At 62.8% G+C, this 24800-nt stretch carries 23 protein-coding genes; 4 read left to right on the forward strand and 19 right to left on the reverse strand.

Annotation, left to right across the window (positions count from 1 at the left end):
- Positions 1–27: 27 nt before the first annotated feature.
- The 6 genes from EA795_RS03285 to rloA2 form a co-directional block, all read right to left on the reverse strand.
- Positions 28–681 carry a DUF2931 family protein gene (locus EA795_RS03285; protein ID WP_058074393.1) on the reverse strand — a complete coding sequence of 218 codons (654 nt, stop codon included), beginning with the start codon at positions 679–681 and terminating at the stop codon, positions 28–30.
- Positions 682–693: 12 nt separating this feature from the next.
- Positions 694–2307: a phospholipase effector Tle1 domain-containing protein gene (locus EA795_RS03290; RefSeq protein ID WP_240644980.1), complete on the reverse strand. Its 1614-nt coding sequence runs from the start codon at positions 2305–2307 to the stop codon at positions 694–696.
- 351 nt (positions 2308–2658) lie between these two features.
- Positions 2659–3180, reverse strand: a complete 522-nt coding sequence (locus EA795_RS03295) for a hypothetical protein (protein ID WP_058074394.1) — start codon at positions 3178–3180, stop codon at positions 2659–2661.
- Between the two features lie 100 nt (positions 3181–3280).
- Positions 3281–5050, reverse strand: coding sequence for a sodium:solute symporter family protein (locus EA795_RS03300; RefSeq protein ID WP_058074395.1), 1770 nt, complete (start codon positions 5048–5050; stop codon positions 3281–3283).
- Between the two features lie 6 nt (positions 5051–5056).
- A complete protein-coding gene (locus tag EA795_RS03305; protein ID WP_014851280.1) occupies positions 5057–5320 on the reverse strand; it encodes a DUF4212 domain-containing protein in 264 nt (87 codons plus the stop codon).
- 663 nt (positions 5321–5983) lie between these two features.
- Positions 5984–6493, reverse strand: coding sequence for a retropepsin-like aspartic peptidase RloA2 (gene rloA2 / locus EA795_RS03310; protein WP_014851279.1), 510 nt, complete (start codon positions 6491–6493; stop codon positions 5984–5986).
- Positions 6494–6650: 157 nt separating this feature from the next.
- On the opposite strand from rloA2, the gene dbpA reads away from it, so the two are divergent.
- The 3 genes from dbpA to EA795_RS03325 all read left to right on the forward strand — a co-directional run bounded on the left by dbpA (position 6651) and on the right by EA795_RS03325 (position 11626).
- On the forward strand, positions 6651–8030 hold the full coding sequence (dbpA, locus tag EA795_RS03315) for an ATP-dependent RNA helicase DbpA (protein WP_058074396.1): 1380 nt from the start codon (positions 6651–6653) through the stop codon (positions 8028–8030).
- Between the two features lie 112 nt (positions 8031–8142).
- Complete coding sequence (gene yccS, locus EA795_RS03320) at positions 8143–10338, forward strand: YccS family putative transporter (RefSeq protein WP_058074397.1); 2196 nt, start codon at positions 8143–8145, stop codon at positions 10336–10338.
- A 73-nt stretch (positions 10339–10411) separates the two neighbouring features.
- Entirely contained in the window at positions 10412–11626 is a 1215-nt protein-coding gene (locus tag EA795_RS03325) for a BaiN/RdsA family NAD(P)/FAD-dependent oxidoreductase (RefSeq protein ID WP_058074398.1), read from the forward strand.
- Between the two features lie 56 nt (positions 11627–11682).
- On the opposite strand, the gene EA795_RS03330 is transcribed toward EA795_RS03325, so the two are convergent.
- From EA795_RS03330 to EA795_RS03355, 6 genes are all read right to left on the reverse strand, one after another.
- Positions 11683–11862, reverse strand: coding sequence for a hypothetical protein (locus EA795_RS03330; RefSeq protein WP_122075566.1), 180 nt, complete (start codon positions 11860–11862; stop codon positions 11683–11685).
- A 62-nt stretch (positions 11863–11924) separates the two neighbouring features.
- A complete protein-coding gene (locus tag EA795_RS03335) occupies positions 11925–12260 on the reverse strand; it encodes a hypothetical protein (protein WP_065985720.1) in 336 nt (111 codons plus the stop codon).
- Between the two features lie 119 nt (positions 12261–12379).
- Positions 12380–14644 (reverse strand): putative bifunctional diguanylate cyclase/phosphodiesterase, encoded by a 2265-nt coding sequence (locus EA795_RS03340; protein WP_122075568.1) that lies wholly within the window; start codon positions 14642–14644, stop codon positions 12380–12382.
- A gap of 151 nt (positions 14645–14795) precedes the next feature.
- Complete coding sequence (locus EA795_RS03345) at positions 14796–15269, reverse strand: PA2171 family ribosome-binding persister protein (RefSeq protein WP_014851269.1); 474 nt, start codon at positions 15267–15269, stop codon at positions 14796–14798.
- Positions 15270–15349: 80 nt separating this feature from the next.
- The gene (locus EA795_RS03350; protein WP_115027349.1) at positions 15350–15625 is read right to left on the reverse strand and encodes a DUF3509 domain-containing protein; all 276 of its coding nucleotides are present in this window, start codon (positions 15623–15625) and stop codon (positions 15350–15352) included.
- 178 nt (positions 15626–15803) lie between these two features.
- Complete coding sequence (locus EA795_RS03355; protein WP_122075570.1) at positions 15804–16424, reverse strand: class I SAM-dependent methyltransferase; 621 nt, start codon at positions 16422–16424, stop codon at positions 15804–15806.
- Positions 16425–16786: 362 nt separating this feature from the next.
- Between EA795_RS03355 and EA795_RS03360 the strand changes: the two genes are divergently transcribed.
- The gene (locus EA795_RS03360; protein WP_014851266.1) at positions 16787–17167 is read left to right on the forward strand and encodes a response regulator; all 381 of its coding nucleotides are present in this window, start codon (positions 16787–16789) and stop codon (positions 17165–17167) included.
- Positions 17168–17365: 198 nt separating this feature from the next.
- Here the strand turns inward: EA795_RS03360 and fba are convergent, their stop codons facing one another.
- The 7 genes from fba to EA795_RS03395 form a co-directional block, all read right to left on the reverse strand.
- Complete coding sequence (fba, locus tag EA795_RS03365) at positions 17366–18430, reverse strand: class II fructose-bisphosphate aldolase (protein WP_014851265.1); 1065 nt, start codon at positions 18428–18430, stop codon at positions 17366–17368.
- Positions 18431–18602: 172 nt separating this feature from the next.
- The gene (locus EA795_RS03370; RefSeq protein ID WP_043942704.1) at positions 18603–18935 is read right to left on the reverse strand and encodes an MliC family protein; all 333 of its coding nucleotides are present in this window, start codon (positions 18933–18935) and stop codon (positions 18603–18605) included.
- A gap of 29 nt (positions 18936–18964) precedes the next feature.
- Positions 18965–19156 carry a hypothetical protein gene (locus EA795_RS03375; RefSeq protein ID WP_058078325.1) on the reverse strand — a complete coding sequence of 64 codons (192 nt, stop codon included), beginning with the start codon at positions 19154–19156 and terminating at the stop codon, positions 18965–18967.
- Positions 19157–19240: 84 nt separating this feature from the next.
- Entirely contained in the window at positions 19241–20401 is a 1161-nt protein-coding gene (locus EA795_RS03380) for a phosphoglycerate kinase (RefSeq protein ID WP_122075572.1), read from the reverse strand.
- Positions 20402–20449: 48 nt separating this feature from the next.
- On the reverse strand, positions 20450–21496 hold the full coding sequence (gene epd, locus EA795_RS03385; protein WP_122075574.1) for an erythrose-4-phosphate dehydrogenase: 1047 nt from the start codon (positions 21494–21496) through the stop codon (positions 20450–20452).
- Positions 21497–21605: 109 nt separating this feature from the next.
- Positions 21606–23603 carry a transketolase gene (gene tkt / locus EA795_RS03390; protein WP_122075576.1) on the reverse strand — a complete coding sequence of 666 codons (1998 nt, stop codon included), beginning with the start codon at positions 23601–23603 and terminating at the stop codon, positions 21606–21608.
- Positions 23604–23767: 164 nt separating this feature from the next.
- Positions 23768–24688 (reverse strand): LysR substrate-binding domain-containing protein, encoded by a 921-nt coding sequence (locus EA795_RS03395; protein ID WP_240644981.1) that lies wholly within the window; start codon positions 24686–24688, stop codon positions 23768–23770.
- Positions 24689–24800 lie beyond the last annotated feature (112 nt).

Raw genomic sequence — 24800 nt, forward strand, 5'->3', positions numbered from 1 at the left:
GGTGACACATCAAGCAGCCTCTCCAGCTCACCAACTCCCGTACGGAATACCGAAGCGCTCGATGTAACGCTTGGAGGCTTCGGGTAGTGGGTAGTAGTGACCATTGGACTGGCCCTGGTGTGGCCCTAGCGGTTCTACCTCGGCCTGGCCGCGGGCGACTTTGATCGGGCGATAGCAGCTATCCCAGGCCCAGACCTGTATGACGCCACCCGGCGCGAGGCCCAGGGTCAAGGTTGCGAAATAACTGGACGGTTCGTCAGGCTGCTCGGGGCAGCGCCGAGCGGTGGCATCGTGCATCACCTGTCGGGCTTCATCCGGTATATCCACCCAGGCGCGGTACGTCCGCTCTTCCACTATCGACTGCCAGCGGACGAATACCCGGCGCGGCAATGCCGCGCCGATCGCAGGCCTACCGCCAGCACCCACCCACTTCCAGCCCCGCGCGGACTCCGTCCCGTCCTCGGGCTGGGCACTGGACGCCAACCCGGAACTCACCCGTCGGATCAACTTGCCTTGCACATCTTCAACGGCGGCGATTTCAACCCACACGGTCATGTAGGCCGGCGTGGAGAAGCCCAGTTGCCACCAGCGTGCATGCGGGTCTCCTTTCCCCGACAGCGGGTCCAAGGCCTGACAGCCGGTCACGAACATCACACCCAGCAAGGTTAGAAAAAACTTCATGAGTGGCACTCCTTAGCCGGACACATGGGGATGCCGAACCCGCACGGCATCCGCCGTGGGAGCATTGATGTAGAACAGCTTCATGCTGGTTCGCGGAGACTGGCCCTGCAACCGTAAAGGTGAGTTCCAGTGCGCGGAAACATGGATATAGCGCAGCTTGAGCAATGCCTCTTCGCTGGCCGTGGTGCTGTAGTCGCCCGCAACAAAGCGGTCGCACAGAGGCTGGAGCTCTGAAGGGATGGAATAGCTTGGGTCATGTTCATCGATCACGTTGAACCGCACGCCCTTCTGCCTAGCCAATTCATACATGACTCGCAAATACACCCGCGATAATTCGCCACGCACTGGCCGCTTGAGCTGCAAGGCGGCATAGACCCGCTTCTGCCGGGGCCCGTTGCGATCCTGCGGGTCCGGCTCCAGCAGTATCGGCTCTGGCGTCACGACTTCGAGCATATCTTCCGGCCAGCCGTTGGCTAGCCATTGGGCTCGCGCTTCGAGCGCGTCGCGATAGATGGAAGTGGTCTGCACATCGGTGCGTTCCCATACCGTCAGCGCCTGCATGGGGCTGACCAGCACGCACTCTTCGGCTTGTGCGTGGTAGCCGCCGCCGATATCCGAATGGACACCGGGCAGAACGATTTCCTGATGATCGGGCTTGACGTGGCTCAAGGGAAAGTTGGCGCGATGCTCGTCGCGGGCCACCAACTGGATCACGTTGGGAAACAGCCGGCGCGACAAATGCAGGTTCAGGCCGGGGATGGCGGCACTGCGTACGTTGCCCAGATTGCCCAGCCCACCCACCGCCGCCACGGTATCGAACAGACCGATGAACCCCATATGGATGTCGCGCTGGTACTGGTCGATGAAGAAGCGGCTGAAGCCGTTCCCCGAACCCGGAATGGCCTCCCTCAGCGGCCCTCGGTCACCCCGCGCGACCTCGTTGGCGAAATGCCGCGCGGCCGCTGCGCCCCGGCTGAAGCCGAACGCATCGAAGGTAAGGGATGTGATCTCGATGTTTGGATTTTGATTTAAAAAAAGATTGAGACGCACCTTGACCTCGACAAAGGCGCCATACACCCGCGCGGCGATGCCCGTCTCCCCGCGCCCAAGTCCGGCGCCAAGAAGATTGTCTTCCCCTCCCGCCTGAGTACCGATGCCTTCGATATAAATCTTGAGACGCCCCTGTTTCTGTTCTCCGGCGCCCTCCGGGGTTGGCGATTCAGCATACAGATCCCAAAGCTTGTAAATATTGCTGACATCGTTGCCATAGCTGCTGTCCGGGTCGCTCATATAGGGTTTGCAAATGGGATCCAGATCCTCTGGTCCAACCGGATGCTGGGCACCACAAAGAATACCCGTCGCAGTATTGTCAGCGTTGTTGCCGGTGCCATCGAAGAACACTGCGATACGCATCGCGACGGGCGTTTTAGGTTCGGGCCTGGATAGCGGCGCGTGCTCGACGGTTGCCGGCTGGGCGAACCCCACTGATGCAACAGCCGCATTGGCCGTCAGTCCGGCATCTCTTCGGGAGCGCGGTCCTGCAAGCGGAGGGTTGGGCATGGCGGGCCGGCAAACACTGGGCATCACATGGTCGCAGGCCTTTTCCCAGTCACCTTTTCCATTCATTGCTTGTCATCCTTCCTTGGATTGTTTTCGGCTCCTTTGCCGCAGGCATTTCAAGCGATGCCCCATCGTCGCTAAGGCGAGCGATACACCCGGCGGATTATCGACCCAGTACCGAAGCACTGCCGTGACGAGCTCCCCGAATCACATTTCTCGCCCGAAGCAGACATGGCTTGCGCTCTTGAGCTAGGTTTACCGCTCCCTAGTCGTTCGCGGCACCACCAGGGCCATCGTAAAAAGAGCCGCACACCATGAGCAACGCCGACGCCTTCGCCGGGAGAGGGCCTGGCAAAGGGGGCAGATTCCATCCTGCTTGAGCTGCGCATTCGCTGCATGCGTTTATATGCGAGGCGCCTAAGATCGGGCGGAAACACAGACGGTCTGGTAAAGCGGCTCATCCACCTGCATCTCGGTCATGGCTTCAAGCTTCGCCTGGCCGTCCTCGTTCAGCCGGAACATCACCTTCTCGGTACAGAGCGCCTGGTAATTCGCGCTTTTCACTGTGGACATCAGATGATGTTTCTCGAAGCGATACAGGGTGAACCGGGCGATGCGGCCCTTTTCCGTGTCCTCGACCTGCGCATTGGCAGCATCCAGCACCGTATAGGCCAGCGGCATCGGGAATTTCATGGTCCAGGGGCGCCACAGCATATCGCCCTCTTCGCTCGAAACCACTACCGAACCTTCAGGCAGCCGCGCCTGCTTGCTCTCGAACCAGGTGTATTCGTAGTGAATGGTATAACCGAGCATGCCCAGACCGGCGAACACCGGGATGATCCACTTCGGCAGCCAATTGCGAGACAGATTGCGCAACAGCAGCGCAACCCCTGCACCTGCAAGGGCAGCAGAGATTGCAGCAACGAGATGCCAGATCATAAATAGACTTCCTTAAAAAAGTCGGGCTTCCAAATGGAAGCCCGACTCGTATCTCAACCCTGGATCGGGTTCGTCACCCGACTTCTGGTCGAATTATCACTTAGTGAGCGATTGCAGCACCAGCACCCTTGGGAGTACGTACGCTTTCCACCAGGTCCTGGATTTCCTTCGGCGGAGCCTCGGTAGCCAGGGATACGGCGTAGGCCACTGCAAAGTTCAGGATCGCACCAATCGCGCCGAACGCCTGCGGGGAAATACCCATCATCCACTGATCAGGAGTGTTGGCGAAGGTGTTGGTGCCAGGGATGAAGAACCAGCCCAGGTACAGGAAGATGTACACGCTGGTGCTCACCACACCAACCACCATCCCCGCAACCGCGCCCTTGCTGTTCACACGCTTGGAGAAGATCCCCATCATCAGCGCCGGGAACAGGCTCGATGCGGCAAGACCGAACGCCAGTGCCACCACCTGCGCCGCGAAGCCCGGTGGATTCAGGCCCAGCCAGGTAGCCAGGATGATCGCCGCCGTCATGGACAGACGTGCCGCCATCATCTCGTTCTTCTCGCTGATTTTCGGGTTGATGATCGTCTTGATCAGGTCGTGACTGATGGCCGAGGAGATGGCCAGCAACAGACCCGCAGCAGTGGACAAAGCAGCAGCGATGGCACCCGCAGCGATCAGACCGATGACCCAGCCCGGCAGGTTGGCGATTTCCGGGTTGGCCAATACGATGATGTCGTTGTTGACGGTCAGCTCGTTGCCGTTCCAGCCGCGCTCCTGCGCAGTGGGGGCGAACGCAGCGTTGGCGTCGTTGTACATCTGGATACGACCATCGTTGTTCTTGTCTTCAAACTTGATCAGACCGGTTTCTTCCCAGGTCTTGATCCAGCCCGGACGCGCTTCGTACTGAATCGCCTCGGCCGCAGGACCTTCCGGATAAATGGTATCCACCAGGTTCAGACGAGCCATGGACGCAACCGCCGGAGCAGTCAGGTACAGCAGCGCGATGAAGATCAGGGTCCAACCAGCCGACCAACGGGCATCGGCCACTCTCGGTACGGTGAAGAAGCGAATGATGACGTGCGGCAGACCGGCGGTACCGATCATCAGCGACAGGGTGAACAGGAACATGTTCAGCTTGTTGTCGACATCAGCAGTGTAGGCAGCGAAACCCAGGTCCTGAACGACGGTATCCAGCTTGTCCAGTAGCGGCATGCCGGATTCGACGTGGGTACCGAACATCCCGAACATCGGGATCGGGTTGCCGGTCAGCTGCATGGCAATGAACACCGCCGGAATGGTGTAGGCGATGATCAGTACGATGTACTGCGCCACCTGGGTGTAGGTGATGCCCTTCATGCCGCCGAATACCGCATAGGCGAACACGATCGCGGCAGCGATCCAGATACCCGCGGAGTTGCTCACTTCGAGGAAGCGGGAGAAGGCCACACCAGCGCCGGACATCTGGCCGATCACGTAGGTCACGGAGATCAGGATCAGACAGATAACCGCAACCAGACGCGCACCGCGGCTGTAGAAACGGTCACCGATGAAATCCGGCACGGTGAACTTGCCGAACTTGCGCAGGTAGGGCGCCAGCAGCATTGCCAGCAGTACATAACCACCGGTCCAGCCCATCAGGTAGACCGAGGTGGCGTAACCACCGGAAGCGATGATACCCGCCATGGAAATGAAGGATGCCGCGGACATCCAGTCCGCTGCCGTCGCCATACCGTTGGTCACGGGATGAACGCCCCCGCCAGCGACGTAAAACTCCTTGGTTGATCCAGCACGGGCCCAGACCGCAATCCCGATATAAAGCAGGAAAGAGGCGCCCACGAACAGCATGTTAATCCAATATTGGCTCATTCCGGCTTACTCCTCGACCCCAAATTCCTTGTCCAGTTTGTTCAGCCGCCACGCGTAGTGGAAGATGATCAAAATGAACGTGATGATGGAGCCCTGTTGAGCAAACCAGAATCCCAGATCTGTACCACCGACCGGAATACCGGACAGCATTGGACGCAAGAGAATGGCGAAGCCATATGAGACCAGAGCCCAGACCACCAGGCTCCATGTTATGAGGCGAACGTTCGCCTTCCAGTACGCAGCAGCATTTTCTTTGTCATTGTCGGCCATTGACGTTCTCCGCCTTATTGTTATTACGAGAGAAGGAACCACGGCAGGAATCTAGCAAAGGTGGGTTACCGAATGAAAGCCCCGACTTTAGTCTGACGAAGGCTCTACAACGCATCTGATTTCCTTAACCAGCCGCTTCACAAAAGGCCATCCGGGTTCCATCGAGCCACTCTGCCATGGCTACCTGAATCTTCGTGTTTTCAGGCAGAAACGTCTCGAGCGCACCGCAGCCAGGAAGAGCCTTTCAGAACAACCTTGTCGAATGCAAGGACAATGCAGGAGCGCTTTCGAGCGCCCACCCGGCCTGTTTGTTTTTTGAACATCGAATTCTGTCAGCCATGACAGTCGACATTAATGAATCAGCAGTCATGAACAAACAGAGATTGTAAAGTGCAAACCACCGAATGACCGGAAAGTCACAAAACAACAAAACCAGTCATTGCCAATTTGAATATATTAAAAGCTTCAAGAAAGCTTCTTATATCCACAATAAAGTTTTAATACTACGAAGAATACAATCCACCACATAACTACCAATGGTGACGACATATATAGGGGAGTCGCTCCGCATAAGTCACCAACGGACCGACTGCGATAAAGGAGCGGCCCCAAGGCCAGCGGCACGGCCCCATGGACAGCCATGCCGCACCCTGACGTTTCACCTCAACAGGTAGGCCGACCTGCGGTGTACCTGTCCGCCGGATCGATCGCAGCGCCCAGGTCGCGGATGGTTTCGGCGCCGATCAGGAGTGGATAGCTGAAATGGCTGCGGTCGGTGAGATTGACCTCGGCCTCGCGCAACTCGCCACCGATGCACAGCTGCATGCCGATGATCGGCCGCTCGACCCGCGGCGGTTCGCCATCCGGATCGATCTCACCCACCTCCTCGGCACGCGACTTGATCCGACTGATGCCGATCAGCGGCTGCTCATAGAAGGTGTCGTCGGCCCCTTCGACAGCCAGACGGAAGCGAACCCAATCTTCACCATCGCGCTGGAAACGTTCAATATCACGCGCCGACAAGGATGCGGTCATGGCGCCGGTATCCATCTTGGCGGGCAGGGTCTTGCCGATTTCTTCGATCTTGATGTGCTCGTAACGGCCATAGAGGACGGGGTCGGCGGCAAACGCCGGCAGCGCAAGCAGCGCCGTGAAGAAAACAACGCGAGACAAAACAAGCTCCTGTGTACTGCTAGTGGGTAATTATCGATGGTCTTCGCGCCGCTGGGTTCCATCCGGCGTCCTTACAAAAGGTTTCGCGCTCGACACGACCACGGGCGCGCTGGCGGCCTGCTAGACTGCAGGCCGTTTCCTGCCGAAGACTTCCTCCGTGCCCAGTACCGCCTTTTCTGACCTGCCCCTTGGTGCCAGTACGCTGGCCAACCTCGCTTCCCTTGGCTACGCCGAGATGACGCCGATCCAGGCCCAGAGCCTGCCCATCATGCTCAAGGGCAGCGATCTGATCGCCCAGGCCAAGACCGGCAGCGGCAAGACGGCGGCCTTCGGCATTGCCCTGCTGGAACCGCTCAACCCACGTTACTTCGGCTGCCAGGCGCTGGTGCTCTGCCCAACGCGCGAGCTGGCCGATCAGGTCGCCAAGGAGCTGCGCCGGCTGGCCCGCGCGGCAGACAACATCAAGATCCTGACACTGTGCGGCGGCGTTCCCATCGGCCCGCAGATCGGCTCGCTGGAGCACGGCGCGCACGTTATCGTCGGTACGCCCGGACGCGTGCAGGAGCACCTGAAGAAGGGCACGCTGAAGCTCGACGGGCTCAATACGCTGGTGCTCGACGAAGCCGATCGCATGCTCGACATGGGTTTCTACGACGCCATCGCCGAGATCATCGGGCAGACGCCGAGCAGGCGGCAGACGCTGTTGTTCTCCGCGACCTACCCCGCCGGCATCGAGCAGCTCAGCGCTGCCTTCATGCGTGCCCCGCAGCAGGTGCGAGTGGAGGCCATGCATGACCAGAAGCAGATCGAGCAGCGCTTCTACGAGATCGATCCGGCCGAGCGCATGCCGGCCGTGATGCGCATCCTCGCCGGCTTCCGACCGGAAAGCTGTGTGGCCTTCTGCTTCACCAGGCAGCAATGCCAGGAACTGGTCGAATACCTCGGCGCCAAGGGCATCTCGGCCATGGCGCTGCATGGCGACCTGGAACAGCGCGACCGCGACCAGGTGCTGGCGATGTTCGCCAACCGCAGCCTGTCGGTGCTGGTAGCCACCGATGTGGCCGCCCGCGGGCTGGATATCGACGCCCTGGACATGGTGATCAACGTCGAGCTGGCGCGCGACTCGGAAATACATGTGCATCGCATCGGGCGAACCGGGCGTGCCGGCAAGCGAGGTGTCGCGATCAGCCTGGTCGCTCCGGCGGAAGCCCACCGTGCCCGGGCCATCGAGGAGCGTCAGCAGGCGCCCCTCGACTGGTATCCGCTGAGCGATCTCAAGGCGCTGCCCGGCGAACCCTTGCAACCGCCGATGGTGACGCTGTGCATCGCTGCCGGGCGCAAGGAGAAGCTGCGCCCCGGCGATATCCTCGGCGCCCTGACCGGCGATGCGGGGATACTCGGCGCACAGGTGGGCAAGATCGCCATCTTCGACTTCCAGGCGTTCGTTGCCGTCGAACGTAGTGTTGCCAGGAAAGCGTTGGCACGCCTGAACGCCGGCAAGATCAAGGGACGCTCGCTGAAGGTTAGGGTGCTGTAGCAGCCGGGGCCTGCAACGCTCGCCGCGGCTTTTCGCTCGGCCTCCCGCAGCAGGCGTGACGCGACCTTCCCCTCGCGGCATCCTATAGCCCTCTCCGCCGGGGTTCGATTCGATGCGTCTACCCTCACTCAGCCTGTCCCTGCGTCGCCTCTGGGCGCTGGAAAAGTTCGGCTACAGCCTTCGCGTTCTGGTGGCACTGGCGGGCAGCATGGTGCTGAGCTGGTATCTGCGCCAGCCAGCGCTGGTGATTCCGCTGTTCCTGGGCATCATCGCCAGCGCCCTGGCGGAAACCGACGACAGCTGGCGGGGGCGCCTGGTGGCGCTGGCGGTGACGCTGCTGTGCTTCAGCATCGCCGCGGTGGCCGTCCAGCTGCTGTTTCCCTACCCCTGGCCATTCGCAATCGGATTGGCGCTGGCCACCTTCGTGCTGGTGATGCTCGGCGCCCTGGGCGAACGCTACGCGACCATTGCCCAGGCGACCCTGATCCTGGCGATCTACAGCATGATCGCCGCCGATCAGCGCGGCGAGAACCTGCATGTCTGGCGCGATTCAATGCTGCTGGTCGCGGGTGCGGCCTGGTACGGGCTGTTGTCGGTCCTGTGGAACGCGATCTTCACTCACCAGCCGGTGCAGCACAGCCTGGCCCGCCTGTATCGGGAGCTGGGCGAGTATTTCCGGCTCAAGGCGGCGCTGTTCGAGCCGGTGCTCCAGCTGGATCTCGAAGAACGCCGCCTGGAGCTGGCCCAGCAGAACTGCCGGGTGGTGGCCGCGCTGAACGAGACCAAGGAAACCCTGCTGCATCGCCTCGGCAATCGCCCGGCCGGGGGCCGGATCAACCATTACCTGAAGCTGTACTTTCTCGCCCAGGACCTGCACGAGCGGGTCAGCTCCTCGCATTACCCCTATCAGGCCCTGGCCGAGGCCTTCTTCCACAGCGACGTGCTGTATCGCTGCCAGCGACTGTTGAAGTTGCAGGCGCGCGCCTGTGTGGAACTGGGCACGGCCATCCGCTTGCGCCAGCCGTTCGTCTACAGCGAGGCCAATGCCCAGGCGGCAAAGGATCTCGAAGCCGCGCTGGCGCACCTGCGGCAGCAGAACAACCCCGCCTGGCGCGGCCTGCTGCGCTCGCTGCGCGCGCTGCTGGGCAACCTGACGGCCATGCAGCTCCAGCTCGCCAGCGCCAGTAACCCCGATGCCCTGGAAGGCACGCAGGACAGCAGCCTGCTGGACCGCCAGCCGCAATCATTGCGCGACGCCATCAGCCGCATACGCCTGCAATGCACGCCCACTTCGCTGCTGTTCCGCCATGCGCTGCGCATGACCCTCGCGCTGATCGCCGGCTACGTGGTGCTGCACACCGTCCAGCCGGAACAGGGCTTCTGGGTGCTGCTGACCACGCTGTTCGTCTGCCAGCCCAGCTATGGCGCCACGCGGATCAAGCTGGTGCAGCGCATTTCGGGCACCGTTCTCGGCCTGATCGCCGGCTGGGCGCTGTTCGGCCTGTTCCCCAGCCAACTGATCCAGGCGCTGTTCGCGGTGGTCGCCGGCGTGGTGTTCTTCGCCACGCGCAGCAGCCGTTACACCCTGGCCACGGCGGCGATCACCCTGCTGGTGCTGTTCTGCTTCAACCAGGTCGGCGATGGCTACGGGCTGATCTGGCCGCGACTGATCGATACCCTGCTCGGCAGCCTGATCTCCGCCGCCGCGGTGTTCCTGATCCTGCCGGACTGGCAGGGCCGGCGCCTCAATCAGGTGGTAGCCACGACTTTCAGCAGCAACAGCGAATACCTGCGCCAGATCATGCACCAGTACCAGAGCGGCAAGCGCGACGACCTGGCCTATCGCCTGGCACGACGCAACGCGCACAACGCCGAGGCGGCACTGTCGCGCACCCTGTCCAACATGCTGCTGGAACCCGGCCACTTCCGCCGCGACGCCGAAACCGGCCTGCGCTACCTGACGCTGTCGCACACGCTGCTCAACTACCTGTCGGCGCTGGGTGCCCATCGCGAAAGCCTGGCGGACGATGCCCGCGACCCCTTGCTGGAAGACGCCGCGCGGCAACTGGCCGACAGCCTCGACGCGCTGGCCGGCGCGCTGCGGCAGAACCAGCCTGTGGCGGTTCACAGCGAAGCGGAGGAAGCCCTGGCACAACGGCTCGAACAACAGGCGCCAGAGGACCTCGACGACAACCATCGCCTGCTGCAGACCCAGCTCGGCCTGATCTGCCGGCAACTGGCTCCGCTGCGCAGCATGACCGCGCATCTGCTCAAACAGGATGCCGATCGAGCCGCCCAACCACACTAGGGTCCTGCCGTTTCGTCGCGAGCCGCGTTGCAGCGAGAAATGGCAACAGACCCTGGGGTCTGTTGCCCCTACAATGCGCGGCTGCGAACCAGGGGAGCAAGCGGTGTTAACCACAGACGTCACCATCATCGGCGCCGGCGCCGCCGGCCTGATGTGCGCATTCAGCGCCGCCGCACGCGGGCGCCGGGTCCTGCTGCTAGATCACGCGAACAAGGCCGGCAAGAAGATCCTCATGTCCGGCGGCGGACGCTGCAACTTCACCAACATGTACACCGAGCCGGCCAGCTTCCTGTCCGGCAACCCGCACTTCTGCAAGTCGGCGCTGGCCCGCTACACCCAGTGGGACTTCATCGAGATGGTCGCCCGGCACGGCATTCCCTATCACGAGAAGAAGCTCGGCCAGCTGTTCTGCGACAACAAGGCCAGCGACATCCTGAACATGCTGCTGGACGAATGCGCACAGGCGGGCGTCGAACTGCGGCTGGACACCCGGATCGAGGCCGTGGAAAAAGACGCGCAAGGCTACGCGCTGCGGACCAGCCTCGGGCCGGTACGTTGTGCCTCGCTGGTGATCGCCACCGGCGGCCTGTCGATCCCGACGCTGGGCGCGAGCGGCTTCGGCTATCAGCTGGCGCGCCAGTTCGGCCACAGCGTGCTGCCCACACGCGCCGGGCTGGTGCCCTTCACCATCACCGAGCCGCAGCTCAAGGCCATCTGCGACGAGCTGTCGGGTACTTCGGTGGAGGATTGCCTGGTGAGTTGCAACGGTCAGAGCTTTCGCGAAAACATTCTGTTCACTCACCGTGGGCTGTCCGGGCCGGCGATTCTTCAGGTGTCGTCCTACTGGCAGGCCGGCGACGCCATCGAAATCAACCTGTTGCCGCACCTCGATCTCGTCGAGTGGCTGAGCGAGCAACAGCGCGAGCGACCCAACAGCGAGCTGAAGACGATTCTCGGCGAGCTGTTCACCCGCAAGATGGCCGGCCTGCTCGCCGAGCACTGGTTCAGCTCGAAGCCGCTCAAGCAGTACGCCCCGAGCGAGCTCGAACAGATCGCAGGAAAGCTCTCCGCCTGGCAGCTGGTGCCCTCCGGCACCGAAGGCTATCGCACCGCTGAAGTCACTCTAGGCGGGGTGGATACGCGCGAGGTGTCATCCAAGACCATGGAATCGCAGAAATCGCCCGGCCTGTACTTCATCGGCGAAGTGCTGGACGTGACGGGTCATCTGGGCGGGTTCAATTTCCAGTGGGCCTGGGCTTCCGCTTATGCGGCGGCGCAATACGTGTAGGGCCGAATCATTCGACCGATGACCAAGGCCGAACAGCTCCGGCCCCAGGTCGGGAATTACTCGTTGGCCATGTTCGACGGCGGCGACAGCTTGCGCGGGCCGGCCGGGTCGGTGGCGGTGTTCTGATGTTCCTGCTGATTGCGGCTGTTGTTGTCCAGCGCCGACTCCTCTTCGGGAGAGCAGCCGGTCAGCGTCAGTGCAAGCAGGACGCCCAGGATCGGAAACTGCAGCTTCATTGATGTCCTCCTGCTCGAGGCGCTTCATCCCTCAGGTGAAGCGCCCCGTCGCACGGCGATGCTTACTGCCCGGTACCAGTGCCAGTGCCAGTGCCAGTGCCAGTGCCAGTATTAGGCGCTGTACCGCTGCCCGATTCGGTACCGAGGCCGCTGCCGTTATCCGCCGGTGGCGTGCTCACCCCACCGCCGGTGCCGTTGTCCATGGTGCTGTTGCCGCTGGAGGTGCCCATTCCCGGTGCAGGTTCGTTGGTCTCAGGCACCGTGACGTCGTCCGCAGGGGCGGATGGCTGCTCGGTGGTGGGTGGCGGCGGAGTCACTTCACGTTCAGCCTCTTCGTCCGGGCCGCAACCGACCAGCATCAGAGCGAGTACGGGCGGTAGCAAATAGGTCATGCGCATGGTTGGTCTCTCCTGCAGAGTGGGCCGGCGACTGGCCGGCAAAGTACTGGATTCATCAGATCCACAGGAGCGTTGACCTTGTATTTGAGCAAGAGTGCCGCGCGAGTGCAGCAAGGGCGCTATGCAGTCCGACTCCCGCTCGGCGTGCAGACGCCTATCCGCCGCACGTTGGCGGCGTGATCGGGCAACAGGCACCAGAGTTCCTCGAAGCAGCCCTCGGCGCTGAACGAGCGCTGCAGATCGGCGGCCGCTTTGGGTCGGCTGAAACCGTAGCCCTGGGCGTAACGGCAACCGGCGTCGATCAGGAATTGCATGTGCTCGGGACGCTCAACCCCTTCGGCGATCACTTCCAGCCCGAGACTCTGTCCGAGGCCGATGATCGCCCGGCTGATGACCGCCGCGTCGGCATCCTCGGGCACTCCGGCGATGAAGCTGCGATCGACCTTGAGCAGATGCAGCGGAAACCGCTTCAGGTAACCGAGCGAACAGTAACCCGTGCCGAAATCGTCCAGCGCCAGGCGTACACCGAGGTCGGCGATCTGCTGCAGCGTGGCCATCACCGTATCGCTGTGCTGCATCAGCAGGGTTTCGGTGATCTCCAGCACCAGTCTGGAAGGCGCCAGCCCCGTTTCGTCAAGTATCGCGATCAGGCGGTCGGTGAAGTCGGGCTGCTGCAACTGGCGAATCGACAGATTGACCGAGCAGTAGAGCTGCGTCTGCCCCAGTAGCTGCCAGCAACGCACCTGATGGCAAGCCTCGCGCAGCACCCACTCGCCGACCCGGACGATCTCCCGCGATTCCTCCAGTATCGGAATGAATTCCTGCGGGCCGATCAGTTGCCCGTCATGCTGCCAGCGCAACAGCGCTTCCACCCCCACCAGATAAGGCCGCCCGTTCTCGAGGCGGCAGATGGGCTGGTAATGCAGTACGTACTCGTCGCGCGCCACCGCCTGGGACAGCGCGCTTTCCAGGTCCAGCCGGCGCTGCGCGCTGCCGCGTAGATCGTCGAAGTACAGCGAGAACTGGTCCTTGCCGGCATTCTTCGCGCGGTACAAGGCAAGGTCGGCCGCTTGCAGCGCATCGAGCGGCCTGCCGTCGAGCCAGAGCGGCGCGATGCCTATGCTGGCGCTCAGCGAGAGCGTGCGCTCGCCAAGCTGAAGCGGCTGGCGCAGCGCATCCAGCATTCGCTGCGCGACGCGCTCGGCATCCGCCGCACAGGCCAGGTCGCCCAGCAGCGCGACGAACTCATCGCCACCGAAGCGGGCCAGGTGATCACCCGGGCGAACGCAACGGGCCAGGCGCTTGGCGACCTCCATCAGCACCAGGTCGCCGACACCATGCCCCAGGCTGTCGTTGATCAGCTTGAAGCGGTCGAGGTCGACGAACAGCAAGGCCGAATCCCGGTTGCTGGTGCGCTGCTGCGCGGCATGCAGCAACTCGTCCAGATGCAGGCGGTTGGCCAGCCCGGTCAGCGAATCGTGCCGTGCGGCATGGCGCAGCCGCCCCTCGGCGGCCTTGCGCGAGCTGATATCGGTCTGCGAACCCGCCATCCGCCGCCCGCTCCGCCGGCAATCCTCGACGACGCCGCGCACCAGCACCCACAGGTAATCCCCGCAACGGGTGCGGATCCGGTACTCATGGACCAGCGAGTTGGTGTGCCCTTGCAGATGCGCGCCGATCGCCTCGCGCAGGCCGGACAGATCGTCCGGGTGGACGCGATCGAACCAGCGATTGCTACTGCTCGTGGATTCGGCCGGCAGGCCGAGCATCTCGGTCCAGCGTTCGGAGAGGTACAGCCTGTCGGCCTCGATATCCCAATCCCAGATGCCGTCTTCGCTGCCACGCAGCGCGCGTGCCAGCCGCGCCTCGCTGTCTTCCAGCGCCTGACGCTGGGCGGCGCTGTAGGTGTCGATGGCGAGGATCATGTCGAAGAAGACGGCCTTGAGCAGGCTGTCGAAGACCTCGCGCTGTGGCGAGTCCTCCAGCAAGTGTCCGAGCATCTCCGCCAGATAGAGCCGGTATGCGCCCAGGTACCATTCCAGATCGACGCCGACGCGCTGGTGGACGAGCCCCACCAACAGGCGATCGTTCACGTAACCCCGATCATAGGGCCCGCTCCAGAGACGCCGGTAGTAGTCGGTCTGGCTGTGCTTGAGACGTGCCAGTCGCGCCTCGTCGCCGAGGGTCGTGGTCAGAACGTCGAAGTTGCCCAGGTGCTCGTACAGCTTGTCGGTGAACGCCTGATGCGCTTCTTCCATCCGCGACGCGAGCCGGTTCAACCGCTGGCCGTCGCTGGCCTTCCATTGCAGAAAGCGTGTACGGGTGAGAATCGTCTGGCCGCCAAGCCCAACCCGCTCGACCAGCGCCTTCAGCTCGTTTTCCATGCTCGACCTCTCCCGACTCTTTTCGAGTGCAGCCGAGATTGCCCAGCCAACCCGTGACACAGCGGCAAAGACTGACAGCCGGCCGGTAACGAGTCATTGACGCAGGTCATCGACGCCGCTCGCGCGGCGTCTGGAAATCAAAGCGGGTTGCTCAGGCCGCCCTGGCTGCGCTGAGCTCCTTCTTCAGGCGATTCCTTAATTGCGTCATCTGCTCGCCCATCTCCTTGAGCCGGGCCTCGTCGAAGAGTTCGCGGGCCTGCGGAAACATCTCCGACTCCTCTTCCTCGATATGGTGCTCGAGCAGTTCCTTGCAGACCTTGACGCGCCCCGAGAACTGCACGGTGGACGGGTCGGTCGCCTTCAGGTCCGGCAGCACCAGCGAGTCGACGGCCCGGTGTTCTTCCTTGGCCTCGTGGTACATCTTCAGCTCTTCCTTGCCGCCGGCTTCCTTGTAGGCCGGATAGAGAATCTGCTCCTCGAGCTCGGTATGGATGGTCACCTCCATCTCCAGCTTCTGCAGCAGCTCGGTTCGGGTCTTCACCGCTCGCTCGGTGGACTCGGTCAGGCGCGTCAAGAGGTCCTTAACCCGCTCATGGTCTTCGATCAGCATGTCAATGGCGTTCATGGTGATTCCTCACGGCTAACGGCTAGTTGCGATGCCGGCTCTGCGGCCGGCTGGTTCGTCTCGGCGTCTTCTGCTGCGAGTCAGGCATATTCGTAGGTCGGTAAAGCTGTACGGCTTTGGCTCTGCAGACGCGCAATGGCCGGCGACATTCCGGCTTCCAGCGCCAGGTCGCGGCGAATCGAGCTGATGACCCATTCCAGTTGGATCGCGGTTTGCGTCTGTCCCTTGGATACCGCCCGTTTAAGGACTTCTCGGCCATCGTTGCGCAGGACCAGCAACAGACCACCGTCCGGTCGTTGAGTGGTCAGGACTTCGAACTCGGGGAAAGCGGCAGTAAGAACTTGTTCAGCGATCATTGTTATGGACTCCGGTTATGTTCCAGCATCCATAGCAGGAGCAGCCTTCGTGCCAATTTACGTCACTTTAAAATCTCTTATTAATCAATAAGTTGCCAAAACAAGTAGCAATTTGACGCCATGCAAAACGCATGACCAAGGGTGGCAGGGCATGCATTCTGAGCATTCCCCAGCCCCGTCAGGGCCGGCGCCAGACGCTTGCAAGCCAGGGCTGTCGTTCACGCGGCAAGCCAGCAGGCCGGTAGAAATGCTCCAGCTCGGCAAAACCGGCCGCTATGACATGCGCCCTCCAGGTCGGCCAGTCATACCAGACGCCGTAGCGCTCGCCACTCCAGCCCTCCTGGTTATCGCCGCGCGGATTGGAGCAGAACAGCACGCCACCGGGCTTCAGTGCGGCCCAGAGCTGGGTCAGCACACGCGGCAACTCCTGGCTGGGCACATGGAACAGCACGGCATTGGCGAAGATGCCGTCGAATCGCTGCGAAGGGAGTTGCAGCTGGAGGAGATCCTGGTGCCAGACCTCGCAGCCGCTCTGCCTGGCCATCGCGACGAAGGGCTCGGCGCCATCCAGCCCGACTGCCAGATGTCCAAGCTGAGTGAAGGTACGCAAGTCGCGCCCGGGACCGCAGCCGAGATCGAGAATACGAAACGGCGGCGCCCCTTCGATGTGCCGCAGCAGCGCGTCGATATTCTGTGATACGTCGTGATCGCGCGTGCCTTCGCGGAACGCTTCGGCGCGCTGGCGGTAGTGATCGAGCGTGCCCTCGCTGATGGCATGTACGTCTTCTGAATCGGACATCCTGTGGTCTCTCGGCAAAGCACATGACGAGCCTACCCGCGGACATACCGGATGCCAATTGCCGATCGCATTGCGCCCGTCCTCCCGAACCGTAGCGGCCAGCGACGGGAAACGCCCAGTCATAGCGTCAATTTGCCATCTGGCGCTATTACCCTAATGTCGGAAGGCTGGAATGGATCGCCGTGCCATGATGAAAGTACGTCACGCGTCTGCAGATGTGCCGACTGGGTCACGTTCCGCTCGCCAGGACGACCGCCCGGCTGGTTCGGCTGAACTCGAGAAGCATCGACTGTCGAAAAGGATGTCGCATGATCCGCCATTACCCGCCTTCGAGCGTTCAGAGAAACGTCGAGAATGCATGCATGAAACAAGCACCACCCAAGGTCGTTCTCATCGTTGAAGACGAACCCCATATCCTTGATCTGCTATCCGACTTCCTCGCCGACGAAGGCTACCGGGTGCTGGCTGCGGAAAGCTCGGCCAAGGCATTCGAGATTCTCGCCACCAAGCCGCAACTCGACCTGCTGATTTCCGACTTCCGCCTGCCGGGCAACGTGTCGGGGGTGATGATCGCCGAGCCTGCGCTCAAGCTGCGACCGGACCTGAAGGTGATCTTCATCAGCGGTTACCCCATCGAGATCTACGAATCCGGCAGCCCGATCGTGCGTACGGTGCCAGTACTGGCCAAGCCGTTCTCGTTGGATTCTTTGCACGGCCAGATCCAGCAACTGTTGGCTGGCTGAGCGCCATACAAGAACGAAAAAGCCCGCGTTCAGGCCGCGTGAAAACTACTGCACTCGGCCAGGCTGCGTTAAAAACAGGCTCAAAATGCTCATTTACAACTCGTAAACTCCGCTTTTTCGCCTGTTTTTGCTTGCCTGACCTTCGCTCGCTACGTTTTCACACGACCTGCATTGCCGGCTTTTTTTCACAGGCAGCGATCAGTTGATCTTCGGATCCAGCTCGCCGCTGGCGTAGCGCTGGAACATGCCTTCCAGGGAGATGGGCTTGATCTTGCTGGCATTGCCGGCGGTGCCGAAGGCTTCGTAACGGGCGATGCAGATGTCGCGCATGGCGGCGACGGTCTTGGCGAAGTATTTGCGCGGATCGAACTCGCTGGGGTTCTTCGCCAGGAACTCGCGAATCGCGCCCGTGGAGGCCAGACGCAGGTCGGTGTCGATATTGACCTTGCGCACGCCGTACTTGATGCCCTCGACGATTTCCTCGACCGGCACGCCGTAGGTCTCGCCGATCTCGCCACCGTATTCGTTGATGATCTTCAGCCACTCCTGCGGCACCGAGGAAGAACCGTGCATCACCAGATGCGTGTCGGGGATGCGCGCATGGATTTCCTTGATGCGCTGGATCGACAGGGTGTCACCGGTCGGCGGCTTGGTGAACTTGTAGGCGCCGTGGCTGGTGCCGATGGCGATGGCCAGGGCGTCGACCTTGGTCTTGGCGACGAAGTCGGCGGCCTCTTCCGGGTCGGTCAGCAGCTGGCTGTGGTCGAGCACGCCTTCGGCGCCGACGCCGTCTTCCTCACCGGCCATGCCGGTTTCCAGGCTGCCCAGGCAGCCCAGCTCGCCTTCCACGGAGACGCCGCAGGCATGGGCGAAGGCCACGGTCTGCTGGGTCACGCGCACGTTGTAGTCGTAGTCGGCGGGGGTCTTGCCGTCTTCACGCAGCGAGCCGTCCATCATCACCGAGGAGAAGCCCAGCTGGATCGAACGCTGGCAGACGTCGGGGCTGGTGCCGTGGTCCTGGTGCATGCACACCGGGATATGCGGGAATTCTTCGATCGCCGCCAGGATCAGATGACGCAGGAAAGGCGCACCGGCGTATTTGCGCGCACCGGCGGAAGCCTGGACGATCACCGGGGAATCGGTCTTGTCGGCCGCTTCCATGATGGCGCGCATCTGCTCGAGGTTGTTGACGTTGAATGCCGGCACGCCATAGCCGAACTCGGCGGCGTGGTCGAGCATCTGGCGCATGCTGATGAGTGCCATGTTTTCCTTTCTCCCGGTTGGGTCGTTTAATCGTGTAAAGCCTGCCGCAGGGGCCGGCGCTGTTCAAGCGCCGCGCGGTATGGCGCGGCATTGTAGTGGCGGTCGAACCAAAAGCCACCAGGCCAGGCGAAAACGCTTCGTTTTCAGCGCGCGAACCTGCGGCGATCCGCCGTCAGAAGGTGATCAGCGAAGCGCTGCAGCCATGGGCGAGCAGCTTGTCATCGGCCAACCGATAGACCAGCGCCTGATTGCCCTTGTCATGAAATCCCACCTGGCCGTCGCTATAGAAAGCACCGCGGGTGGCGGGTTCCTTGCGCAGGTGATGAACCTGCTCGCTGTTGCCGATCTTCAGGTCCACGCTCTGGCGCTCGGCATCCGCGTAGCGCCAGGCAATGTTCTGCTGGCTCTGGCATTTCCAGCGTACGAAGGGGGCGTCCGGGCCTGACTGCCAATGGCCGCAGCCACCGAGCAACACCGCCGCCGCCAACAAGAACAGGCCTTTCATCTTCAACTCCCTGACCGGCTTGTGTTCCATCAGCAATCCTGAGCATCCGCGGCGGTGCCTGCCGTGGGATCACCGGTACTGTGCATTTCCACCCGCTGATCGTTCTGTGTCGTCGGGCTCTGCACCGGCGGCGGGTCGAACACTTCGCAGGCCGAATCGGGCGAGCCGCCCGCACACCCGGCCAGGCCAAGGCAACAAACAGCAACGGCAACATAACGCATGGCAAGTCTCCATTCCTTGTACAGACAGAACAGAGACAGCAATGAACCTCAGGGGTGCCCTCGCCGTTGCGCTTGTCGCGTCGCTCAGCCTGCGCGCTGCTCGAGCACCTCGACAGCCGGCAATACCTTGCCCTCGACGAACTCCAGGAAAGCACCGCCGCCGGTGGAGATATAGGAAATGCGCTCGCCGACCCCGTACTTGTCGATGGCCGCCAGGGTGTCGCCACCACCAGCGATGGAGAACGCCGGGCTTTCGGCAATGGCTTCGGCCAGCACCTTGGTACCGTTGCCGAACTGATCGAACTCGAACACGCCGACCGGGCCGTTCCAGAGAATGGTCTTCGAGGACTTGAGCAGCTCGGCGAAATTGGCCGCGGTCTGCGGGCCGATGTCGAGAATCATGTCGTCTTCGGCCACCTCGCCCGCCGCCTTGACCGTCGCTTCGGCATCCTCGGCGAAGGCCTTGGCCACCACCACGTCCACCGGCAGCGGCACGCTGACCTTGGCCGCGATGGCCTTGGCGGTGTCAACCAGATCGGCTTCATACAGCGACTTGCCCACCGGGAAACCTGCGGCAGCCAGGAAGGTGTTGGCGATACCGCCGCCAACGATCAGCTGGTCGCAGACCTGGCTGAGGCTGTTCAGCACGTCCAGTTTGGTCGAGACCTTGGAGCCGGCGACGATGGCGGCCATCGGCTTGGCCGGGCTCTTCAGCGCCTTGCCCAGCGCATCCAGCTCGGCGGCCAGCAGCGGGCCGGCACAGGCGATATCGGCGAACTTGGCTACGCCGTGGGTCGAGCCCTGGGCGCGGTGGGCAGTGCCGAAGGCGTCCATGACGAAGACGTCGCACAGCGCGGCATATTTCTGCGCCAGCTCGTCGGTGTTCTTTTTCTCGCCCGGGTTGAAGCGCACGTTTTCCAGCAACACCAGCTCACCGGGCTTCACTTCGACGCCGTCGAGATAATCGCGGACCAACGGGACTTCGCGGTTCAGCGCCTTGCTCAGGTAGTCGGCGACCGGCTTGAGGCTGTCTTCCTCGCTGAACACGCCCTCTTCGGGGCGCCCCAGGTGCGAGCAGACCAGCACCGCCGCGCCCTTTTCCAGCGCCAGCCTGATAGTCGGCAACGAAGCCAGGATGCGTGCATCGCTCTTCACCACGCCATCCTTCACCGGCACGTTGAGATCCTCGCGGATCAGCACGCGCTTACCCTGGAGGTCGAGGTCGGTCATCTTCAAAACGGTCATCTGATCTTCCTTAAATTCAAGAACGGCGAGTCTTCAAGCAGTGCGGCTTCAGGCGCGATGAGCGACCTGCAGATAGTGTTCGGCCACTTCGAGCATGCGGTTGGCGAAACCCCATTCGTTATCGAACCAGGCCAGCAGGTTCACCAGGCGCGGGCCGGAGACACGGGTCAGGCTGCCGTCGACGATCGCCGAATGCGGATCGTGATTGAAATCGCAGCTGGCGTGGGGCAGCTCGGTATAGGCGAGCAGCCCTTTCAGCGGGCCGGATTCGGCGGCTTCACGCAGTACCCGGTTGATCGTCTGCGCATCGGTGTCGCGGCTGGTCTGCAGGGTGATGTCCAGGCAGGACACGTTCACCGTCGGCACCCGCACGGCTTTGGCCTGAATCCGTCCGGAGAGTTCCGGCAGCAGCCGTTCGATGCCCTTGGCCAGGCCTGTGGACACCGGAATCACCGACTGGAAGGCCGAGCGCGTGCGGCGCAGATCGTCGTGGTGGTAGGCGTCGATCACCGGCTGGTCGTTCATCGCCGAGTGGATGGTGGTGATCGAGGCGTAGTCGATGCCCACCGCGTCGTTCAGCAGCTTGAGCAGCGGCACGCCGCAGTTGGTGGTGCAGGAAGCGTTGGATACCAGCGTCTCTGCACCATTTAGCTGCTCATGATTGATGCCCATCACCACAGTGGCATCGATATCGGAGGCGCTGGCCATCGGCTGGGAGAACAGCACGCGCGGCACGCCCGCAGCGAGAAAGCGCTGGCCGCCGGCGCGGGTGTTGTAGGCACCCGAGCACTCCAGCACCAGGTCCACGCCCAGCGCGCGCCAGTCGATGGCTTCCGGGGTCGACTCACGCAGCACCTTCACGCAGTCGCCATTTATATGCAGGCAATCGCCGTCCACGCCCACCTCGCCGGGAAAGCGACCATGGGTCGAATCGAAGCGGGTCAGGTACTCCAGGCTGGCCATGTCGGCCAGATCGTTGAGCGCGACGATCTCGAACCCGAACGCCGCGCCGCGCTCGTAGAAGGCGCGCAGCACGCAGCGGCCGATGCGGCCGTAGCCGTTGAGGGCGATGCGGTAGGGACGGGCGTTGGCCATGGGATTTTCGTCGGTCCTGCCGGTGGAAAACCGCTGCGCGGGTTTACCACCTACGGAAGGTGGAGTTACGTAGGGTGGATGACCGAAGTCATCCACCGAATCGCCGCGCTCAGTCCTCCAGCAGCTCTTCAGCCGCCGCGAGGATGTTTTCGACGGTAAAGCCGAATTCCTCGAACAGCTGGTCGGCCGGAGCCGATTCGCCGTAGGTGGACATGCCGATGATGCGACCCTCGAGGCCGACGTACTTGTACCAGTAGTCCGCATGCGCCGCCTCGATGGCGATGCGCGCACCGACTTCCACCGGCAGCACCTGCTGCTTGTAGGCAGCGTCCTGAGCATCGAACACGCTGGTGCAGGGCATGGAAACCACGCGCACCTGGCGGCCCTGCGCGGCCAGCTTGTCAGCAGCATCCACCGCCAGACTCACTTCCGAACCGGTGGCGATCAGGATCAGCTCCGGCTCGCCCGCACAGTTCTTCAGGATGTAGCCACCGCGGGCGATGGCCGTCTCGGTCTCGTTGTCACGCACATGGAACGGCAGGTTCTGGCGCGAGAAGATCAGCGCGCTCGGGCCATCCTTGCGCTCGACGGCATGCTTCCAGGCCACCGCCGATTCGACGGTATCGGCCGGGCGCCAGGTATCCAGGTTCGGCGTGGTGCGCAGGCTGGTCAGCTGCTCGATCGGCTGGTGGGTCGGGCCGTCTTCGCCAAGGCCGATGGAATCGTGGGTGAAGACGTAGATCACCCGCTGCTTCATCAGCGCCGACATGCGCACCGCGTTGCGCGCGTATTCCATGAACATCAGGAAGGTCGCGCCGTAGGGGATCAGCCCGCCATGCAGGGCGACGCCGTTCATGATCGCCGCCATGCCGAACTCGCGCACGCCGTAGTACATGTAGTTGCCCGAGGCGTCCTCGGCGACCACCGGTTTGCAGCCCTTCCACAGGGTCAGGTTGGAGCCGGCCAGGTCCGCCGAGCCGCCGAGCAGTTCCGGCAGCAGCGGGCCGAAGGCGTTCAGGCAGTTCTGGCTGGCCTTGCGGCTGGCGATGGTCTCGCCCTTGGTGGCCACGTCGCGGATGAATTTGCTGGCCTTCTCGGCGAAGTCGGCGGGCAGTTCGCCGGCCATACGGCGCTTGAACTCGGCGGCCAGCGCCGGGAATTCGGCTTCATAGGCGGCAAAGCGCTTGTTCCACTCGTTCTCGGCATCGGCGCCCTTCTGCTTGGCATCCCATTCGGCATAGATCTCGGCCGGGATTTCGAAGGGGCCATGGCTCCAGCCCAGCGCTTCGCGGGTCAGGGCGATTTCGGCATCGCCCAGGGCCGCGCCGTGGGACGCTTCCTTGCCCTGCTTGTTCGGCGAGCCGAAGCCGATGATTGTCTTGCAGCAGATCAGCGTCGGCCGGTCGCTCTTGCGCGCGGTGTCGATGGCCATCTGGATCTCGTCGGCGTCGTGGCCGTCGACGTTACGGATCACCTGCCAGCCGTAGGCCTCGAAGCGGCGCGGGGTGTCGTCGGTGAACCAGCCGTGCACCTCGCCGTCGATGGAGATGCCGTTGTCGTCGTAGAAGGCGGTGAGCTTGTTCAGCCCCAGGGTGCCGGCCAGCGAGCAGACCTCGTGGGATATGCCTTCCATCAGGCAGCCATCGCCGAGGAACACATAGGTGTTGTGGTCGACGATCTCATGACCGGGCTGATTGAACTGCGCCGCCATGACTTTCTCCGCCAGGGCGAAGCCCACGGCGTTGGCCAGGCCCTGACCCAGCGGACCGGTGGTGGTCTCGACGCCGGCGGTGTAGCCGAACTCCGGATGGCCCGGGGTCTTGCTATGCAACTGGCGGAAGTTCTTCAGGTCGTCGATGGACAGGTCGTAGCCGGTCAGGTGCAGCAGCGAGTAGATCAGCATCGAGCCGTGGCCGTTGGACAGCACGAAGCGGTCGCGATCGGCCCACAGCGGGTTGGTCGGGCTGTGTTTCAGATGGTCGCGCCAGAGCACTTCGGCGATGTCCGCCATGCCCATGGGGGCACCGGGATGGCCGCTGTTGGCTTTCTGCACGGCATCCATGCTGAGGGCGCGGATGGCATTGGCTCGCTCACGACGGCTGGGCATCGCTGAATCTCCTGCGGGGGCTTTTCACGGAAAGGCCGGCATTTTCGCCCAGCGGGCCATGCAAGGGCAATCACAGATACGACCGCTGGCTCAGCCTCAGCGATTTTGCGCAACGGACCAGACGGATGCCGGCGATTTGCCGACGCCCTGCCGGTGGCGGCCTCTCAATCCAGCAGCCGCACGACCTGCTGCTGGATATCGGGCAGATGCGCCAGCAGATGGTCACGCATGCGCGCCAGCACGCTGTGTTCCGCGCCGTGGGACGGCCACACCAGGTAATAACTGTCGCCGGTGCGTACCGCCGCGTCGAACGGTAGCACCAAGGTTCCGCGCCGCAGCTCCGGCCCCACCAGCGCCAGGTCGCCGATGGAAACGCCGTGCCCCAGCGCCGCCGCGGAAATACCCAGTTCCAGGGTGTCGAACAGCGTGCCCTTCTGCCAGTCCACCGCCTCGCCCAGCCCCACCCGCTCCAGCCAGCGGCGCCAGTCACGGCAATCGCGCGAGGGGTGAATCAGCTCGGCCGCGGCCAGGGTTTCGGCTGTCCAGGGCACATCGCCACGCAGCGTCGGCGAACAGACCGGCACCAGCCACTCATCGAACAGCTTCACGCTGCGCCAGTCAGCCGGAAAATTGCCGTTGCCCAGCAGCACCGCGCAATCGAACGGCTCGCTGTAGAAATCCACCGCATCGAGATCCATCCAGGCACTGGTCAGGTGCACCAGGCCCTGGCGATGCTCGGCATGAAAGCCATCGAGCACCTGCAGCAACCAGCGCATGGTCAGCGTCGAGGGCGCCTTCAGGCGCAGCGCCCCACCCTGCCGGCTGACCGCCACACAGGCGCTCTCGATCAGCCGGAAGCCATGCTTGAGCTCGCGCGCCAGCCGGTTGCCGGCATCGGTCAGCGCCAGCCGCGAACCATGCCGCTCGAACAGCTGGCAGCCCAGGCTTTCTTCCAGCGTCCGTACATGGCGGCTGATCGCGCTCTGGGTGATGCACAGGCTGCTCGCCGCCTGGGTGAAGGAGCCGAAGCGTGCCGCGGCCTCGAACGCGCGCAACGCATAGAGCGGGGGCAGGCGCGGACTCATGAGCGCACGCCCCGGCATGAGTAAAACTCATTGTGCCCGCTCGCTTTTTCCATTTTGAAAGCCTCCGACCTGCACCAATACTCGCGTCGCTGGCCAGGAGCCAAGCCGCTGC

The organism is Stutzerimonas nitrititolerans, from assembly GCF_003696285.1.
Classification (GTDB): Bacteria; Pseudomonadota; Gammaproteobacteria; order Pseudomonadales; family Pseudomonadaceae; genus Stutzerimonas; species Stutzerimonas nitrititolerans.

Excerpts from the sequence above, each read along its gene's own strand:
- EA795_RS03295 (WP_058074394.1), bottom strand. The coding sequence starts at position 3,180 with ATGATCTGGCATCTCGTTGCTGCAATCTCTGCTGCCCTTGCAGGTGCA.
- EA795_RS03350 (WP_115027349.1), bottom strand. The coding sequence starts at position 15,625 with ATGATCGCTGAACAAGTTCTTACTGCCGCTTTCCCCGAGTTCGAAGTC.
- EA795_RS03335 (WP_065985720.1), bottom strand. The coding sequence starts at position 12,260 with ATGCGCATGACCTATTTGCTACCGCCCGTACTCGCTCTGATGCTGGTC.
- EA795_RS03360 (WP_014851266.1), top strand. The coding sequence starts at position 16,787 with ATGAAACAAGCACCACCCAAGGTCGTTCTCATCGTTGAAGACGAACCC.
- EA795_RS03355 (WP_122075570.1), bottom strand. The coding sequence starts at position 16,424 with ATGTCCGATTCAGAAGACGTACATGCCATCAGCGAGGGCACGCTCGAT.
- tkt (WP_122075576.1), bottom strand. The coding sequence starts at position 23,603 with ATGCCCAGCCGTCGTGAGCGAGCCAATGCCATCCGCGCCCTCAGCATG.
- EA795_RS03345 (WP_014851269.1), bottom strand. The coding sequence starts at position 15,269 with ATGAACGCCATTGACATGCTGATCGAAGACCATGAGCGGGTTAAGGAC.
- EA795_RS03300 (WP_058074395.1), bottom strand. The coding sequence starts at position 5,050 with ATGAGCCAATATTGGATTAACATGCTGTTCGTGGGCGCCTCTTTCCTG.
- fba (WP_014851265.1), bottom strand. The coding sequence starts at position 18,430 with ATGGCACTCATCAGCATGCGCCAGATGCTCGACCACGCCGCCGAGTTC.
- EA795_RS03305 (WP_014851280.1), bottom strand. The coding sequence starts at position 5,320 with ATGGCCGACAATGACAAAGAAAATGCTGCTGCGTACTGGAAGGCGAAC.
- EA795_RS03375 (WP_058078325.1), bottom strand. The coding sequence starts at position 19,156 with ATGCGTTATGTTGCCGTTGCTGTTTGTTGCCTTGGCCTGGCCGGGTGT.
- EA795_RS03330 (WP_122075566.1), bottom strand. The coding sequence starts at position 11,862 with ATGAAGCTGCAGTTTCCGATCCTGGGCGTCCTGCTTGCACTGACGCTG.
- EA795_RS03285 (WP_058074393.1), bottom strand. The coding sequence starts at position 681 with ATGAAGTTTTTTCTAACCTTGCTGGGTGTGATGTTCGTGACCGGCTGT.
- EA795_RS03340 (WP_122075568.1), bottom strand. The coding sequence starts at position 14,644 with ATGGAAAACGAGCTGAAGGCGCTGGTCGAGCGGGTTGGGCTTGGCGGC.
- epd (WP_122075574.1), bottom strand. The coding sequence starts at position 21,496 with ATGGCCAACGCCCGTCCCTACCGCATCGCCCTCAACGGCTACGGCCGC.
- EA795_RS03370 (WP_043942704.1), bottom strand. The coding sequence starts at position 18,935 with ATGAAAGGCCTGTTCTTGTTGGCGGCGGCGGTGTTGCTCGGTGGCTGC.
- EA795_RS03395 (WP_240644981.1), bottom strand. The coding sequence starts at position 24,688 with ATGAGTCCGCGCCTGCCCCCGCTCTATGCGTTGCGCGCGTTCGAGGCC.
- EA795_RS03325 (WP_058074398.1), top strand. The coding sequence starts at position 10,412 with ATGCGCGGCTGCGAACCAGGGGAGCAAGCGGTGTTAACCACAGACGTC.
- EA795_RS03290 (WP_240644980.1), bottom strand. The coding sequence starts at position 2,307 with ATGAATGGAAAAGGTGACTGGGAAAAGGCCTGCGACCATGTGATGCCC.
- yccS (WP_058074397.1), top strand. The coding sequence starts at position 8,143 with ATGCGTCTACCCTCACTCAGCCTGTCCCTGCGTCGCCTCTGGGCGCTG.
- EA795_RS03380 (WP_122075572.1), bottom strand. The coding sequence starts at position 20,401 with ATGACCGTTTTGAAGATGACCGACCTCGACCTCCAGGGTAAGCGCGTG.